General features: G+C 45.0%; 11 protein-coding genes. 7 read left to right on the forward strand and 4 right to left on the reverse strand.

The window, feature by feature from the left end:
- Positions 1–44 precede the first annotated feature (44 nt).
- On the forward strand, positions 45–563 hold the full coding sequence (dsbB, locus tag AAFX28_RS18735) for a disulfide bond formation protein DsbB (RefSeq protein WP_408689910.1): 519 nt from the start codon (positions 45–47) through the stop codon (positions 561–563).
- A 221-nt stretch (positions 564–784) separates the two neighbouring features.
- Here dsbB and AAFX28_RS18740 read toward each other — a convergent pair whose 3' ends face one another.
- A complete protein-coding gene (locus tag AAFX28_RS18740; protein ID WP_408689911.1) occupies positions 785–3,817 on the reverse strand; it encodes a DNA translocase FtsK 4TM domain-containing protein in 3,033 nt (1,010 codons plus the stop codon).
- A gap of 184 nt (positions 3,818–4,001) precedes the next feature.
- Complete coding sequence (gene lrp / locus AAFX28_RS18745) at positions 4,002–4,496, reverse strand: leucine-responsive transcriptional regulator Lrp (protein ID WP_004414493.1); 495 nt, start codon at positions 4,494–4,496, stop codon at positions 4,002–4,004.
- 174 nt (positions 4,497–4,670) lie between these two features.
- On the opposite strand from lrp, the gene ald reads away from it, so the two are divergent.
- On the forward strand, positions 4,671–5,795 hold the full coding sequence (gene ald, locus AAFX28_RS18750) for an alanine dehydrogenase (protein WP_408689912.1): 1,125 nt from the start codon (positions 4,671–4,673) through the stop codon (positions 5,793–5,795).
- A 313-nt stretch (positions 5,796–6,108) separates the two neighbouring features.
- Here the strand turns inward: ald and yfbV are convergent, their stop codons facing one another.
- On the reverse strand, positions 6,109–6,561 hold the full coding sequence (yfbV, locus tag AAFX28_RS18755) for a terminus macrodomain insulation protein YfbV (RefSeq protein ID WP_408689914.1): 453 nt from the start codon (positions 6,559–6,561) through the stop codon (positions 6,109–6,111).
- Between the two features lie 346 nt (positions 6,562–6,907).
- On the opposite strand from yfbV, the gene AAFX28_RS18760 reads away from it, so the two are divergent.
- From AAFX28_RS18760 to AAFX28_RS18780, 5 genes are all read left to right on the forward strand, one after another.
- Complete coding sequence (locus tag AAFX28_RS18760) at positions 6,908–8,104, forward strand: acetate kinase (protein WP_408689915.1); 1,197 nt, start codon at positions 6,908–6,910, stop codon at positions 8,102–8,104.
- A 122-nt stretch (positions 8,105–8,226) separates the two neighbouring features.
- Positions 8,227–10,392, forward strand: coding sequence for a phosphate acetyltransferase (gene pta / locus AAFX28_RS18765; RefSeq protein ID WP_408689916.1), 2,166 nt, complete (start codon positions 8,227–8,229; stop codon positions 10,390–10,392).
- Between the two features lie 102 nt (positions 10,393–10,494).
- Complete coding sequence (locus tag AAFX28_RS18770; RefSeq protein ID WP_408689917.1) at positions 10,495–11,496, forward strand: GGDEF domain-containing protein; 1,002 nt, start codon at positions 10,495–10,497, stop codon at positions 11,494–11,496.
- Positions 11,497–11,646: 150 nt separating this feature from the next.
- The gene (locus AAFX28_RS18775) at positions 11,647–13,896 is read left to right on the forward strand and encodes an alpha/beta fold hydrolase (RefSeq protein WP_408689919.1); all 2,250 of its coding nucleotides are present in this window, start codon (positions 11,647–11,649) and stop codon (positions 13,894–13,896) included.
- Positions 13,897–13,901: 5 nt separating this feature from the next.
- Complete coding sequence (locus tag AAFX28_RS18780; RefSeq protein ID WP_408689920.1) at positions 13,902–15,086, forward strand: OmpP1/FadL family transporter; 1,185 nt, start codon at positions 13,902–13,904, stop codon at positions 15,084–15,086.
- Positions 15,087–15,154: 68 nt separating this feature from the next.
- Here AAFX28_RS18780 and AAFX28_RS18785 read toward each other — a convergent pair whose 3' ends face one another.
- Positions 15,155–16,111: a glutathione S-transferase family protein gene (locus AAFX28_RS18785; protein WP_408689922.1), complete on the reverse strand. Its 957-nt coding sequence runs from the start codon at positions 16,109–16,111 to the stop codon at positions 15,155–15,157.
- Positions 16,112–16,134 lie beyond the last annotated feature (23 nt).

Raw genomic sequence — 16,134 nt, forward strand, 5'->3', positions numbered from 1 at the left:
AGCTCTGATAACTCAGAGCTTTTTTATTATTTCGGGACATTTGTGTGAATATTCTTTCTGCAATCAAAACATTTTCTCAAGGACGACTTTCTTGGCTATTGCTCCTACTGTTCGTCGTTTTCTTTGAAGCTTGTGCACTTTTCTTTCAGCACGTGATGATGCTGTCACCGTGTGTTATGTGTATTTATGAGCGTGTTGCTATGCTAGGCGTTGGCGGAGCTGCACTCATTGGACTTATTGCTCCAAATAACCCTATAGTACGCTGGTTAGGCCTTGCAGCTTGGGGAGCAAGCGCATACAAAGGCCTTGCTCTGTCAATGCAGCATGTTGACTACCAGTTTAACCCTTCACCATTCGCAACCTGTGACTTATTTGTCACGTTCCCCGATTGGGCACCTTTAAATAAGTGGGCGCCTTGGATGTTCGAAGCATACGGTGATTGCGCTAAGGTAGTTTGGCAATTCTTGTCTCTATCAATGCCTCAATGGCTTGTCGTTATCTTTGCCGGTAACTTAATTGCTCTTGGTGTGGTAGTAATTGCTCAGTTCGTTAAGAATAAATAAGTAGCGAAGAATAAGTAATGGAGGGCTGGCGTATTGCGTCGGCCCTTTTTTGTTGCTGAGGTGTCTTGCTAAAGTTCTCGACATGTTTTTGGAGATCCTCAACTCACTCGCCCCTCATTCTCGAGGATGACAGTGTTTGGTTTTCGAGGGTTACCGATCGCTCAACAAAAAAGGGTTAGCTCATCACTAACCCTTTGATTAAATTTTTCTAGCCAAGAAGCTTAGTTCATATCTCGGCCTGGTGCTGGCGCTAATACTTCTCGGTTACCATTGTGACCAGGAGCACTCACAATACCTTGCGCTTCAAGCTGCTCAACAATTCGAGCTGCGCGGTTGTAACCAATCTTAAAGCGGCGTTGAACACCAGAGACTGAACCTCGGCGGGACTGCACAACATGCTCAACCACTTGGTCAAACAGTGGGTCCATCTCCTCTTCCCCTTCTGGTTTTTCACCTGGGAGAAGTGCTTCCGGCCCTTGGTCACCATTTGTAATCTCATCAATGTAGTTTGGCTTACCACGTGCTTTCCAGTTGTTTACCACGGCATGTACATCATCGTCTGATGCGAATGCACCATGGACACGCACCGTATGACTCGAACCAGGAGGTAGATACAGCATATCACCCATACCAAGGAGTGACTCTGCACCGCCTTGGTCAAGAATGGTACGTGAATCAGTCTTAGTCGATACCGTAAACGCAACACGTGTTGGAATGTTCGCTTTAATCAGGCCAGTGATTACATCTACAGAAGGACGTTGAGTTGCGAGGATTAAGTGAATACCTGCTGCACGCGCTTTTTGTGCCAATCGCGCAATCAGTTCTTCGACTTTCTTACCTACAACCATCATCAGATCAGCAAATTCATCGACGATAACAACGATGTAAGGCAGTTTTTCTAGCAGTGGCGGATGTTCATCCATACTGTCGCCTGCCTGCCACAATGGGTCATGGATTGGATGCCCGGCGTCTGCCGCCATCTTAAGCTTGTCATTAAAGCCTTTGATGTTACGAACACCTAGAGCAGACATCAGCTTGTAGCGACGCTCCATTTCACCCACACACCAACGAAGTGCGTTCGATGCATCTTTCATATCAGTTACTACTTCTGATAATAGATGCGGGATACCTTCATACACTGACAACTCAAGCATTTTCGGGTCAATCATGATGAAACGCACATCTTCCGGCGTCGCTTTGTAAAGCATACTCAGAATCATGACGTTTACACCGACCGACTTACCAGAACCCGTTGTACCTGCAACAAGTACGTGTGGCATCTTAGATAGATCGGCAATCACAGCTTCACCTGCGATATCTTGACCAAGAACCACTGTCGTTGGCGATTTGGCTTCAATAAACTGCTGACTACCTACAACATCTGAGAAGAATACCGTCTGACGGCTCATATTCGGAAGTTCTAGACCAACGTATGGCTTACCTGGAATAACTTCGACTACACGAACTGCCATTGCCGATAAAGAGCGCGCTAAGTCCATAGAAAGCCCGGAAATACGGCTTACTTTCACACCCGGTGCCAAATCTAGTTCAAAACGAGTGATTACAGGACCAGGGAAGATATCAACGACCTCTGCTTTGATCTTGTAGTCAGCAAGTTTTGCTTCAACTAAGCGTGCGATATTTTCTAAAGCATCACGATCAATGAAGTTATCTCGTTTCTCTGGGTGGTATAGCAACTCCAATGTTGGCATTGGCTCTGCTGGCTTCGGTAAATTGGTTTCATGCTGTACAAGGAATGGGTTCTGCTGGGCAACAACTTTTGCTTGAGCTTCGGCCACCAGATTATGAAGTGCTGCAGCATCCTCATCTTCCGGCAATAACTCACCTTCGACGACCGGCTCTTCAACAGGTTCGGCTGCAACCTCTTCCACAACATCAAACGATGAAATCATTGGCTCTTGATGATGTTCTTCTGGATCGATGTCCGTTGAAATCTGGTCAAGCTCAGAGGTTGTAATCGTCGGTTGAACAATGTCCTCTTCGATGACACTTTCATTCCATGGTAAATCTTCAACAGGGACTTCTTCTACAGCAGGTGAGACCGATTGCTCTACGTTCGGAACGACTGGCGTAACTTCTATAGTTTCTGGATCGCATGGGCTTTGTACAGCCGTATCTAACGTTTGTGCACCAACAGATGTAGCTGCCTTCGCTGAGGCTGCCACACCAACGTCGTCAGCTTCCACAAAGTCGTCTGCAGATTGCGCTGCCTGTTCTAGCTCTTCAATCGTCGCACCTAATTGCTTAGAGCGCTCAATTTGTGGTTTTTCGTTTGAGAGCTGCTGAACGTCTGACATTGGCTGTTCTGGTTCAACGTTCGCATAAACAGGTTCGTTGTAGATCGGCTCATTGTATTCAGGGACTGCTTGTTCTACTTGAGGTTGAGTCAGAGGAGGTTCTTGTTCAGCAGTAGCTTGAGACTCTGGGATATGAATATTGAAGCGGCGAGGTTCAGGCGTTTCAATAGGCTCATCAACAAGGTCATGAGTTAACGAGACTGTTGGCTCTTCACGCACAGCTTCCGAACGAGTTGGTTCAGCATTTTGCTCATAGTCATTCAACTCTGCTTCTAAGGTTTCGTCTTGTCGGCCTCGAATTCGGTTTACCAAACCTGTAAACAAGTTGATCGCCCCTTCTCCTAACCAATCCACAATAGATAGCCATGAGATACCTGTCAGTAAGGTAAAACCTGCACCCCATAGGAATAAGAAAACCAGTGTCGTTCCTAAAATATTTAAAGTGGGTAATGCAAGACTGGTCAGTACATCGCCAATGACTCCGCCTGACGAAAAGTACCAAATATCATCAAAGTTGATGTCTGCCAATCCACAACTGGTAAGAATGACGATGGTTAAACCAAGGAGTCGAGTACCCCAAAGCATCAGATCAACAGGTTCATCTTCGCTGCGCTTACGCAACACAACCCATGCCGTACCAGTAATGACGATAGGTAAAACGTAAGCCAGAGAGCCAAATGTAAAAAAGAGTGTGTCTGCGAGCCACGCACCGGCAAGACCACCCGCGTTGTTGATCTCACCACCCCATGCCGTTTGTGACCATGAAGGATCAGCAGCACTAAATGTCAAAAGTGCTACAGAAAGCAATATTGAAGCTAAAACGATAACAATCAGACTGCACTCTTGAAGACGCTGAGGTCCACTCAGACGAGAAAGCGAGGAGTCTTCACCCGTTTTGATAATTGTTTGGACTTTATTTTTAGTCTCTTTAAACATAACCAACTTTATCTACGTATCATAACAACCGAGTTCGAAAAGAATCCGTTCGGCACAAAGAAAAATAGTCCGAGCAGCAGTGCCACTCGGACTATCGATTTAACCATATCAAGGGCAAAAACCCAATTGCTTAAAGTCAGAATATAGAAAGCAATTAAGAGTTTAACTCTATGACCCTCAGAAGTTATCGAGTTTTGATAACCAGTTGGTTAGTTTGCTTCACTTCTTCCATTACTACGTAGGTACGTGTGTCATTCACACCCGGCAAACGCAATAGCGTATCACCTAGTAACTTACGGTAAGCACTCATATCAGACACACGTGTTTTTAGTAGGTAATCGAAATCACCAGAAACTAGGTGACATTCTTGGATGTCATCCAGTTTTTGTACCGCTGTGTTGAATTGTTCAAACACATCTGGCGCACCACGGTTTAACGTAATCTCAACAAACACGAGTAGTGAAGCATCTAAGTACTGAGGGTTCAGCAACGCTGTATAACCCGTAATGTACCCTTGGCGCTCTAAGCGACGCACACGTTCCAAACATGGTGTAGGAGAAAGACCTACACGTTTAGACAACTCTACATTCGAAATACGACCATCTTTTTGCAACTCATTTAGAATGTTGCGATCGATACGGTCAAGATCCTTGGACGGCTTTTTATTGTTGTCTGCCATTTTTTATTCCACCTTATTACTTCCTTGCAAAAAAATATACTACAACTTTTTAATATTCAGTATCAAATTTTATCCAATCATATCTATACTAGATATTAATTCGACAGAATTACCCTACACACAGTTAATACAACTACTATAGTTTATACAACCAAAATAAAATGAGGAGTCAGGATGATCATTGGCGTACCTAAAGAAATCAAAAACCACGAGTACCGTGTTGGCATGATCCCAGCGAGCGTTCGCGAGCTAGTGTCTCAAGGTCACCAAGTTTTTGTTGAAACTAATGCCGGTTCTGGCATCGGTTTTTCAGACGATGATTACATCGCTGTAGGCGCATCCATTCTTCCTACCGCTGCTGACGTTTTCGCGAAAGCAGAAATGATTGTAAAGGTTAAAGAACCTCAAGCTGTCGAGCGCGCAATGCTTCGAGAAGGGCAAATTTTATTTACTTATTTGCACCTAGCACCAGATTTTCCACAAACTGATGAGCTAATCAAGAGCAAAGCTGTCTGTATAGCATATGAGACTGTAACAGATAATATGGGTCGCTTGCCACTACTTGCGCCAATGTCTGAGGTTGCAGGTCGTATGTCTATTCAAGCAGGTGCACAAACTTTAGAGAAATCTCACGGTGGTCGCGGCCTTCTACTAGGTGGTGTACCGGGCGTTGAGCCAGCAAAAGTTGTCGTTGTTGGTGGTGGTGTTGTTGGTGCGAACGCAGCTCGTATGGCTGTAGGTCTTCGTGCTGACGTAACTATCCTAGATCGCAATGTAGATACACTACGTCGCCTAGATGAAGAATTCCAAGGTCGTGCAAAAGTAGTTTATTCTACTGAAGACGCAATTGAGAAGCACGTTCTAGAAGCAGACCTAGTAATCGGCGCAGTACTAATCCCTGGTGCAGCAGCACCGAAACTAGTGACTAAAGAACATATCGCTAAGATGAAGCCAGGCGCAGCAGTTGTAGACGTTGCAATCGACCAAGGTGGCTGTTTCGAAACTTCACACGCTACGACACACGCAGATCCAACGTACATCGTTGATGACGTAGTTCACTACTGTGTTGCTAACATGCCAGGTGCAGTAGCACGCACATCTACATTCGCTCTAAACAATGCAACACTACCTTACATTGTGAAGCTAGCGAACAAAGGCTACCGTGAAGCACTTCTAGAAGACAACGGCTTCCTAGAAGGTCTAAACGTTATCCATGGTAAAGTGACATGTAAAGAAGTAGCAGAAAGCTTCGACTTGGAATACGTTGCTCCTGCTGACGCAATTGCTATGTTCAACTAATGTTGAATAGTATCAGATAAGAGAAAACGCTCACTTCGGTGGGCGTTTTTTGTTTGAGCTGAAGATTACTTAAAGCACATTGAAAATCTTTTGAGATTCCCTACTCTCTCCTTCGTCGCTATATGGAATGACCGAATCAGTAAACGCTCTTGCTTATTCGTCACTCTAAGAGTCGCTGGCGCACGGCACCTTCAAGAGTGAAAGGCTAGTAAGTTGAGGGTATCTGGAAAGCTGTAATTAGATTGTAGACATTCCCTACTACGCTGTGCGCTATAGGGAATGATGCTAAATCAAAGCAGTAGGAGTTAAGAGACTAGAACCAGCGCTCTAACGCACTCTTATCAAGTTGACGAAATGCTCTATTAAGGATCTGAGCAAGCTCTTTATAGCGAGGGCGCGACTTCATAGGCTCCAAAGCGAAACCACTTTCTACGATTTTCTGATAAATCTCGCGATACCAACCTGCTAGGGCTGGAGGTAGTTGAGTGTTTGCTCGGCTACCTAGCCACCACATACCTTGAATCGGCATACTAATAGCGAAAAGAGCGATGATGACAGCCTGTGGCATTGACTGGTAGTTGTTAAACGCCATCTGCGTTAACACACTTATTGCGGCAATCGCTGGCATCACTTTTACCCCAAAGCGCGTTGCTTTGATAATACGTTGCTCAGGAAACAACATATTTAGCTCTTTGCGCATGGGCCAAGTGTCCATGTATTTTTGTCCGTCACGTAGGTTGTGAACTAAACCGACTTTATTGCTCATAGGGCTCTCTCACTTCAACATCGGGTCCAAAAGCTAAAATTTAGTTGAAAGATTCAACTAAACGAAGAAAAAATTGATGAAAGTTAATATTCTTTCAAATTTTTTTTGTTATCATTGCTTATTATCGTTATCCTTTGCGGACCCACAATCTCATTGTTGCTGTTATTTACAATTTAAGCAACTCTAGAGACCTTTCTGCAGCGGATGCAAAGGACTTGTGCAACTCACAATGTCTCTTTATACGGAATTCAAAGTTTTTTTGACCAAGATTAGTACGCAGCTTTGTTAGCATCGTCTATTCTTGTGATTAATTTTTATCCTAACTGATTATTACAGGTAGTCACTCATGTCAAAGCTAGTTTTAGTTTTAAACTGCGGTAGTTCTTCTCTTAAATTTGCTGTTGTTGATGCCGAGAACGGCGACGAGCATCTAACAGGTCTTGCAGAGTGTCTGCACCTTCCTGAAGCTCGTATCAAGTGGAAACTTGATGGTAAGCACGAAGCTCAACTAGGTAACGGTGCAGCTCACGAAGAAGCGCTAGCGTTCATGGTAGAAACTATTCTTGCTTCTAAGCCAGAACTTGCTGAAAACCTAGCAGCTGTTGGTCACCGTGTAGTACACGGCGGCGAGAAGTTCACTCAGTCTGCTCTTATCACTGATGACGTACTGAAAGGTATCGAAGACTGTGCTGCTCTAGCACCTCTTCACAACCCTGCTGCAATCATCGGTATCAAGGCTGCTCAAAAGTCATTCCCTGGTCTTCCAATGTCTGCTGTATTTGATACTGCATTCCACCAGACTATGCCTCAAGAGTCTTACCTATACGCTCTACCGTACAAACTATACGAAGAGCACGGTATCCGTCGTTACGGCATGCACGGTACTTCTCACCTATTCATCGCTCGCGAAGTTGCTGAGCAACTAGGTAAACCAGCTGACGAAGTAAACATCATCAACTGTCACCTAGGTAACGGTGCATCTGTGTGTGCAATCAAGAACGGTAAATCTGTAGACACTTCTATGGGCCTTACTCCTCTTGAAGGTCTAGTGATGGGTACTCGTTGTGGTGACATCGACCCTGCGATCATCTTCCACCTACACGATTCTCTAGGTTACTCTGTTGAAGAAATCAACAACATGCTAACTAAAGAGTCTGGTCTAGCTGGTCTTACTGCTGTTTCTCCTGACTGTCGTTTCGTTGAAGACAACTACGGTAAAGAAGAAGCTGCAACTCGCGCAATGGACGTAATGTGTCACCGTCTAGCGAAATACATCGCTGGTTACACTGCATCTCTTGACGGTCGTCTAGACGCTATCGTATTCACTGGTGGTATCGGTGAAAACGGCGCTCCAATCCGTGAACTAGTACTTAACCGTCTAGGTATCTTCGGTATCGAAGTTGACGGCGAAGCTAACCTTAAAGCTCGCTTCGGTGGCGAAGGCGTTATCACAACTGCTGACAGCCGCATCCCAGCAATGGTTATCTCTACTAACGAAGAGCTAGTTATCGCTGAAGACACTGCACGTCTAGCAGGTCTTTAATTGACTTAACCGGCTGCTTAAATAGCAGCCGGTTTTCTTATTCTGGGGCTCAACTCCTATTCTTTGCGACGCAAGGAATAATAGTTGAGCTTTTATCCCCAATAGCTATAGGTACTCTACGAATGTCTCGTACTATTATGCTTATCCCTGCAAGTGCTGGTGTTGGTCTTACTAGCGTAAGCATGGGTGTTCTTCGCGCAATGGAGCGCAAAGGCGTTAAAGTTTCTTTCTACAAGCCAATCTGTCAACCACGTTCTGGTGGTGATCAGCCAGACCTAACTTCTACTATCGTTGGCGCGAACAGCGATGTGAAGATTGGTCAACCTCTATCGATGTCTGTTGCTGAAAGCCTAATCGGTAACGACAACATGGATGAGCTGCTAGAAACCGTTGTTGAACGTTACAACCAGATCAACAAAGATGCTGACGTAACGCTAATCGAAGGTCTAGTACCAACTCGTAAACACCCATTTGCAAACCAAGTGAATGCTGAAATTGCAGCAACACTTGGCGCTGAAATCGTTCTTGTTGCTACTCCGGGTACTGATAACCCAGCTCAACTTAAAGAGCGCATCGAAGTAGCATGTTCTAACTTCGGCGGCACTAAGAACAAGAACATCTCTGGTGTTATCATCAACAAACTTAACGCACCAGTTGATGAAGCAGGTCGTACTCGTCCTGACCTATCTGAAATCTTTGACGATGCAGACAGCGCGAAGCAAAACGAAATGAAAGTGATGGAGATCTTCAACACATCTCCTATCCGCGTTCTTGGTTGTGTGCCTTGGAGCATCGACCTAATCGCTACTCGTGCTATCGATATGGCGAAACACCTTAACGCTGATATCATCAATGCAGGTGACATCGAATCTCGTCGTATTAAGAGCATCACGTTCTGTGCACGTTCTCTACCAAACATGATTGAGCACTTCAAACCAGGCTCTCTACTTGTGACTTCAGCTGACCGTCCAGACGTAATCGTTGCAGCAGCACTTGCGGCAATGAACGGTGTTGAAATCGGTGCTGTACTTCTTACTGGTGGTTACGATATCCCGGAAGAAATCGCAGGTCTATGTAAGCCAGCGTTCGATTCAGGCCTACCAATCTTCAAAGCACAAGGTAACACTTGGCAGACGTCTCTAAACCTACAGAGCTTCAGCATCGAAGTTCCTGCAGACGATAAAGAGCGTATCGAGTTCATCAACGAACACGTTGCTGGCAACATCGATGGTAACTGGATCGAGTCAATGACTGAGGGCACTCAGAAGTCTCGTCGTCTAAGTCCACCAGCATTCCGTTACCAGCTAACTGAGTTCGCTCGTAAAGCAGGTAAGCGTATCGTTCTTCCTGAAGGTGATGAGCCACGTACAGTTAAAGCAGCTGCTATCTGTGCTGAGCGCGGCATCGCGGAGTGTGTGCTTCTAGGCAACCCAGACGAAATCCGTCGTGTTGCAGCACAACAAGGTGTTGAGCTAGGTGCTGGCGTAACAATCATCAACTCTGATGAAGTACGTGAAAACTACGTTGCTCGTCTAGTTGAACTACGTGGCGCTAAAGGCATGACTGAAGTTGTTGCTCGTGAGAAGCTTCAAGACTCAGTATTCCTAGGCACAATGATGCTTGAGAACGACGAAGTTGACGGTCTAGTTTCTGGTGCAGTTCACACGACTGCTAACACTATCGTTCCTCCGTTCCAGATCATCAAGACTGCACCTGATGCATCTATTGTATCTTCTGTATTCTTCATGCTTCTACCAGACCAAGTACTGGTATACGGTGACTGTGCGATCAACCCAGATCCAACAGCTGAACAGCTTGCTGAAATCGCTATCCAATCTGCGGATTCTGCTGCTGCATTCGGTATCGAACCACGCGTTGCTATGATCTCTTACTCTACTGGTGAATCTGGTAAGGGTGCAGACGTAGATAAAGTACGTGAAGCAACGAAACTTGCTCAAGAGAAACGTCCAGATCTAGTGATCGACGGTCCTCTACAGTACGACGCAGCTATCATGGAAAACGTTGCTGCTTCTAAAGCGCCAAACTCTCCAGTAGCGGGTAAAGCGACAGTATTCGTATTCCCAGACCTAAACACTGGTAACACGACTTACAAAGCTGTACAGCGTTCAGCAGACCTAGTATCTATCGGTCCAATGCTTCAAGGTATGCGTAAGCCTGTAAACGACCTGTCTCGCGGCGCTCTAGTTGACGACATCGTTTACACCGTAGCTCTAACTGCTATCCAGGCGGACCAAGCAGCTCAAGCACAAGAGAAAGTAGTTAACTAATCTCTCTGTTACTTTCAAAGCCCTCGCATTCGTCGAGGGCTTTTTTTTACCACTCATAAGGTATATCATACTATTAATTATAAATTGCTGCCCTATAAGCCTATGTCTATAGATTTTGCAAACGAGACCAGTATTCGCAATCAAGTGCTCAAAAATGTAAGTTTATCCATCGCTGTTTTTGTATTGTTTGTATCTGCGACCAACCTGTTTATCACTCATGACTATTGGTTAGGAGTAATGGAACTCATCATTGCTTTTTCATTTGTGAGCACCTACATAGCAACAAAAAAAGAGCGTGCATTGACGTGGCAGCCCTATTCTATTGCCTTTTTTGTCACAGGTGGTTTGCTGTATGGGTTTTACAATGCAAAGCCAGACTCAGCCATCGTAATGTGGGTCTTTGCATTGCCCCCTCTCTATCTACTACTGTTTAACCGTGGCGTCGGCTCAACACTCACATTTATGATGTTGTTCGCAACCTCGGTGATCTATTTTCCTAATCTATTCAATGCCGAAGTTTACCCTTTTGCTCTCATCAACTTCATTTTGCCATATTGCATCGTCTGGCTAATCGCATTTAACCATGAATCGGTAAGGCTAGAAGTAAACAAACGCCTCGAGAAATTAGCGAAAACAGACACTCTAACTGGTGCTTTTAATCTTCTTGCATTGAGAGAAGATGCGGATACTAAGCTGCACTGCTGTCAGGTAAGCCACATACTTCATTTTGATTTGGATTATTTCAAGCGAATCAATGACTCGTATGGCCATAGTGCGGGTGATGAGTTTTTAAAAGCCGTTGTACACATCGCCAAAAATGTTGATCGAGCGAAAGTCTACCGGCTTGGTGGTGAAGAGTTTTGTATCGTATTTTGTGCCAAAAGTTTGAATGAAGCGATAATAACGGCAGAAGAGTTCAGGTCACAAATTGAGCACCTCTCCATTCAGTACGGTGAACATAGCATTTCGGGAACAATCAGTGCTGGATTGCTTGCCTTACCTTCAAACTGCTCTAGGAATGAACTAGATAATGCCCTAAAAAAGACCGATAAGGCACTCTATCGAGCTAAAGATAATGGGAGAAACCAGATAGTTTTAGCATAAACCATCCACGTTACTGAGGGACGTCAACCGACTTCCCCTCAATCATCTAAATTTTTCTCTCTTTAGATCGATTCACTGTCATTCATTTGTCCCTAACGACCTTTTTCGTTGTCATACCTCGCCAACTCCTCGATGACGACTGGTCTGATTATGAAAAAAACAACAATGATCACCTATCTGTCCTCCGCCCTTACAGGTGTAGCATTACTATCTGGCTGTGGAACTGACGACAGCTCAACATCACAAGTCTCTGTTCAAGTGCCTTTTAATACGGTTCAGCCACCAATGCCAAATGACGGCTATGGGTATGACAACGATGGCACGATATCTTTGCCTGATGAGCCTGATCCAAGCGCAATTTACTCCCAAACCGAGCAAGAAACCCTCACGTATTATCAAAATTTTGAAACCAGTTTTGCGGGTGTAGACGGCTGGGGTCTGTGTGTAGAACCCATCGAAGTTCCACTTCAAAGCGTCGACTCTGCTTTAGTGTACCCTCTTGATGAACAATCTCTTGATGGTGCTGTAACACTGTTCGATAGCGAGACCATGCTACCAGTGAAAACCAAGCTGTCGAATGATGGTCGAAATATACGCATCGAGTGTGAATCAGCGTTAGACAGTGCAAAAACCTACTACCTGATTGTGACTGATGATGCTCAAACCAAATTTGGCGAGTCTCTTCAACCAGATGCTACTTTTACCAGTTTATTGAGCACTCCTGAAAATGAGCTTGGTGAACGGACACGTGAACTTAAGCATAAAACTCGACTCGCAATTGATGCATATTTAAGTCACGTTAGTGGTGCCACAGAGGAAGAGGTTGTTTACGCCGCGACCTTTACTACTCAAGACACTTATGCGTTACTTGATGCTATCGTCTCAGAAAACCAAAGTGCTAAGCTTCACTTAGATTCAACGCCTATCGTCATCAACGAACCGATTAAAGTAAACTCCAAATCCGGTGTTGGTGATTTGTTCGTTAAGTATGCAAAATACAGCGGCACACTCACCTCCAACTACTACCTGCCGTTTAGTGATGCAGATTCTGATACCTGTAAATTAGACAAGTACGATCCAATCAGTAGTTGTCCCGATATGTATCGTTGGATGACAAATAAAGATGGCAGTCATATTTCGGCAGACAATATCGACCTGAAATCCGAAAAGCAGTCTATCCCTGTAGATTTGTATCTCCCGTACAGTGAACAAGGCCAAGCTGCAATATTTAACAAATTCAAGGCAGGTGATATACCAACCATTATCTTTGTTCATGGAGTTACTGCGGATAAAAGTGCCGCATCTTTAATGATGAAAGACTATGTTGACCTAATGTCTGGGTATGCCGTTGTCGCCATTGATATGCCTTACCACGGTGAACGAATTATTGAAGATATGGATGGTAACCCGGTCAGCGCTGCCGCGGACAAATCTTACTTTATAAATATCAATTCACCACTGACTTTGAAGGGAAACCTCGCACAGGCGGTCGGCGACTTCATTGCCTTGCGCTGGGCGCTAAACGACTTCACTCAATCGTTACCTGAAGTTCACTTGGTCGGACACTCTCTAGGCGGCATTGTTTCAGTCATGATCAGCGAGATGACACAACCTCATATCAACGCTCCATCAACGAATCCACTAGAATTAACGACCGCCAATTTTGTCGTTCCTGGACAAGGTTTAGTGAACCTCACTTTGAGTTCACTCACCCTCGGAGAGGAAATGGCGGATTCTGTTAAAGCCTCTTCCGATGTTCAACGGGCTATCGCTGAAACCGTTATCCCCGAGCAATGTCAGCCTGATGATACAAACCAAACTTGTATGGATGCACTTGAGCATTACCGCTCACAATCAACAGCAAACCACAGCGCTGTGAGTATGCTAGAAGACGATATCTTCCAAGCATTAGTTCCTGCCTTAAAACAAGGCGTTCAAACCACGATCGACGCTTCAGACCCTGCCACAAAAGTAAGCCGCCAAGTAGAGAAACTTCAACCAACTCTTTTGATTGAAGCAAAAGGTAACTGTGGCCAAGAATGCGAAATTGGCGAATACATGCCAGATGCCGTCGTCCCTAATGATGCAGCAGATAACGTGATGACCGGAACTGAGCCTTTGATCAAAGCACTGGCTCTAAACGATATCACCGATGACGTAACGCCAGGTGGTTCTGCAATTCGGGGAGTCATTCGAGCCACTGTTGGTGGACACGGTACTTACCTCTTCCCTTATGAAGGACCTATGGATGAATCGGGACTGCCGGCTCAAGAGATCTCAGGCGAAGGCTATAGCTCACTTAACACTCAGCAAGAAGCGGTTTATCAGATGATTAACAGCAAAGGCGACACGATAACCTTTGGGGACGAAGATCTTGGCAATGTAGAAGGCTTGGAGTAACGACAATGAAAAAGACAACCTTAGCTTTAGCGATTTCAATGACAGCGACTCAAGCGGTCGGAGCCGGGTTTCAACTCAACTCACAATCCGCTACAGGATTAGGCCGAGCGTTTGCTGGAGATACCGTCATTGCCGACAACGCCAGTGTCGTGTCAAAAAACGCAGCTGCCATGAGCCTTATCGACCAAGAACAAATGTCCCTAGGTTTTGTGGTCATCGACAGTCAAGTAGAGTTAAATGACACACTTTATACGCCAACCTTTGATCGTACCCAAGAAGTCGATAATACTCAACTAGACAACACGACGTATGTACCCAATTTCCACTATGTAAATCCCATTGGCGATACACCTTGGACGATAGGTGCAACTGTACACTCCAATTTCGGTACTCATGTGGAGTTTAACGAAACATTCCCAGCAGAAGAATTTGGCGGAAAAACATCCCTTAGCAGTGTCAATTTCGGGGTGAGTGCAGCATTTCAAATCAATGAACAATGGTCGGTCGGTGCAGGGCTTGATGCTATATATGGAGAAGGCGAAATTTCGCGTAAAGATTTACTCGATATTGAAGCGGATGGTGTGACATTTGGCTTTAACCTCGGCGCGACTTACCAAATCAATCAAGACCATCGTTTTGGGCTCTCATACCGATTCAGTCCAGATTTAACCGCAACGGGCCAAGTGGATCAACTGACCTCCAAGACAGACTCATTGGATATCCCGCTTCCTGACATGCTTGAGTTTTCGGGCTACCACAAGATCCAACCGAACTTCGCGCTTCATTACAGTGTTCAATATGTGAGCTGGTCAGAGTTTGATGCGTTGAGCTCTGATGGTCTTTCAAGTCCAATCAAGGAATACCATTGGCAAGATGCTGGGCATATATCGGTCGGTGCGACTTGGTACCAATCACCAACTACAGAATACCGTGTTGGATATATGTACGATGTCTCTCCAATCAACCAACTGACATCGCTCTCAATACCAGACACAAACCGCCATTGGTTTACGTTCGGGTTAAGCCACCAGCTTTCAAAGCAATGGACGATTGATGGGGCTTTGGGACTTTTAGTTGGGGAAGAAGCTCATATTAATGAATCTCTAACCATCATTGAAACAAGCAACATTCAATCAGATGTCACTACAGATGCTTGGATGGCCGGTATTCAAATTAACTACAAGTTTTAATCACCTCTCTTAGCCAAGAGCTTTGCCCTGCACTACTCACGCTAGCGCAGGGTCTTTTTACCTCGGTATTACTTTACTACGCCGATGTTCTCACGGTAATGAGGTGACTCCAGATCCAAATCAGGTCCTTGTGGCACGACTTGCGTCGGGTTGATCCCTGTGTGACTGAAATAGTAATGACGCTTAATGTGATAGAAGTCTGTCGTCTCTTTCACGCCCGGAACTTGATAAAGCTCTTTCATATAACCATTTAGATGCTGGTAATCGGCAATACGCTTTTTATTACACTTAAAGTGGCCAACATAAACCGCATCAAAACGAATCAATGTGGTAAACAGTCGCCAATCCGCCTCGGTGATACGATCGCCCGCGATGTATCTGTTGTGGGCTAGATGATCATCTAATCTATCCAATGAAGCAAATAACTGCTCATAAGCTTCTTCATACGCGTCTTGCGTTGTCGCAAAACCACAGCGATACACTCCATTATTCACATGCGGGTAGATAAATGCGTTCCACTCATCAATAATCTCTTGCTTATTCTCAGGGTAGTAATCCTCTGTATTTCCCGTCAAGCCATTGAATGCTGAGTTAAACATACGAATGATTTCAGAAGACTCATTACTGACGATGGTATTGTGTTTTTTATCCCAAAGAACTGGAACGGTGACACGGCCTGTATAGTCCGATTTAGCTTGAGTGTAGATTTGATGCATACGAGTATGGCCAAATAATGGCTCAGGCAATCCCATTTGCCATCCTTCACCCATCATATCCGGGCACACAACCGTGACATCAATATGCTCTTCGAGGCCTTTTAGTTTGCGGAAGATAAGTGTGCGGTGAGCCCAAGGACAAGCGAGTGAAACATAAAGGTGATAGCGACCAGATTCTGGTTGGAATTTTGCGTTTGGCGTGTTCTCAACCCAATCACGAAAGCCGGCATCTTCACGAACAAATTTTCCGCCACTTGATTTAGTGTCGTACCAAACGTCATGCCATACACCTTCAACTAACTTACCCATATTTGTCTCCTAACCCATGTCAT

Origin of the sequence: Vibrio sp. TBV020, from assembly GCF_046056895.1 — a bacterium.
GTDB lineage: Bacteria > Pseudomonadota > Gammaproteobacteria > Enterobacterales > Vibrionaceae > Vibrio.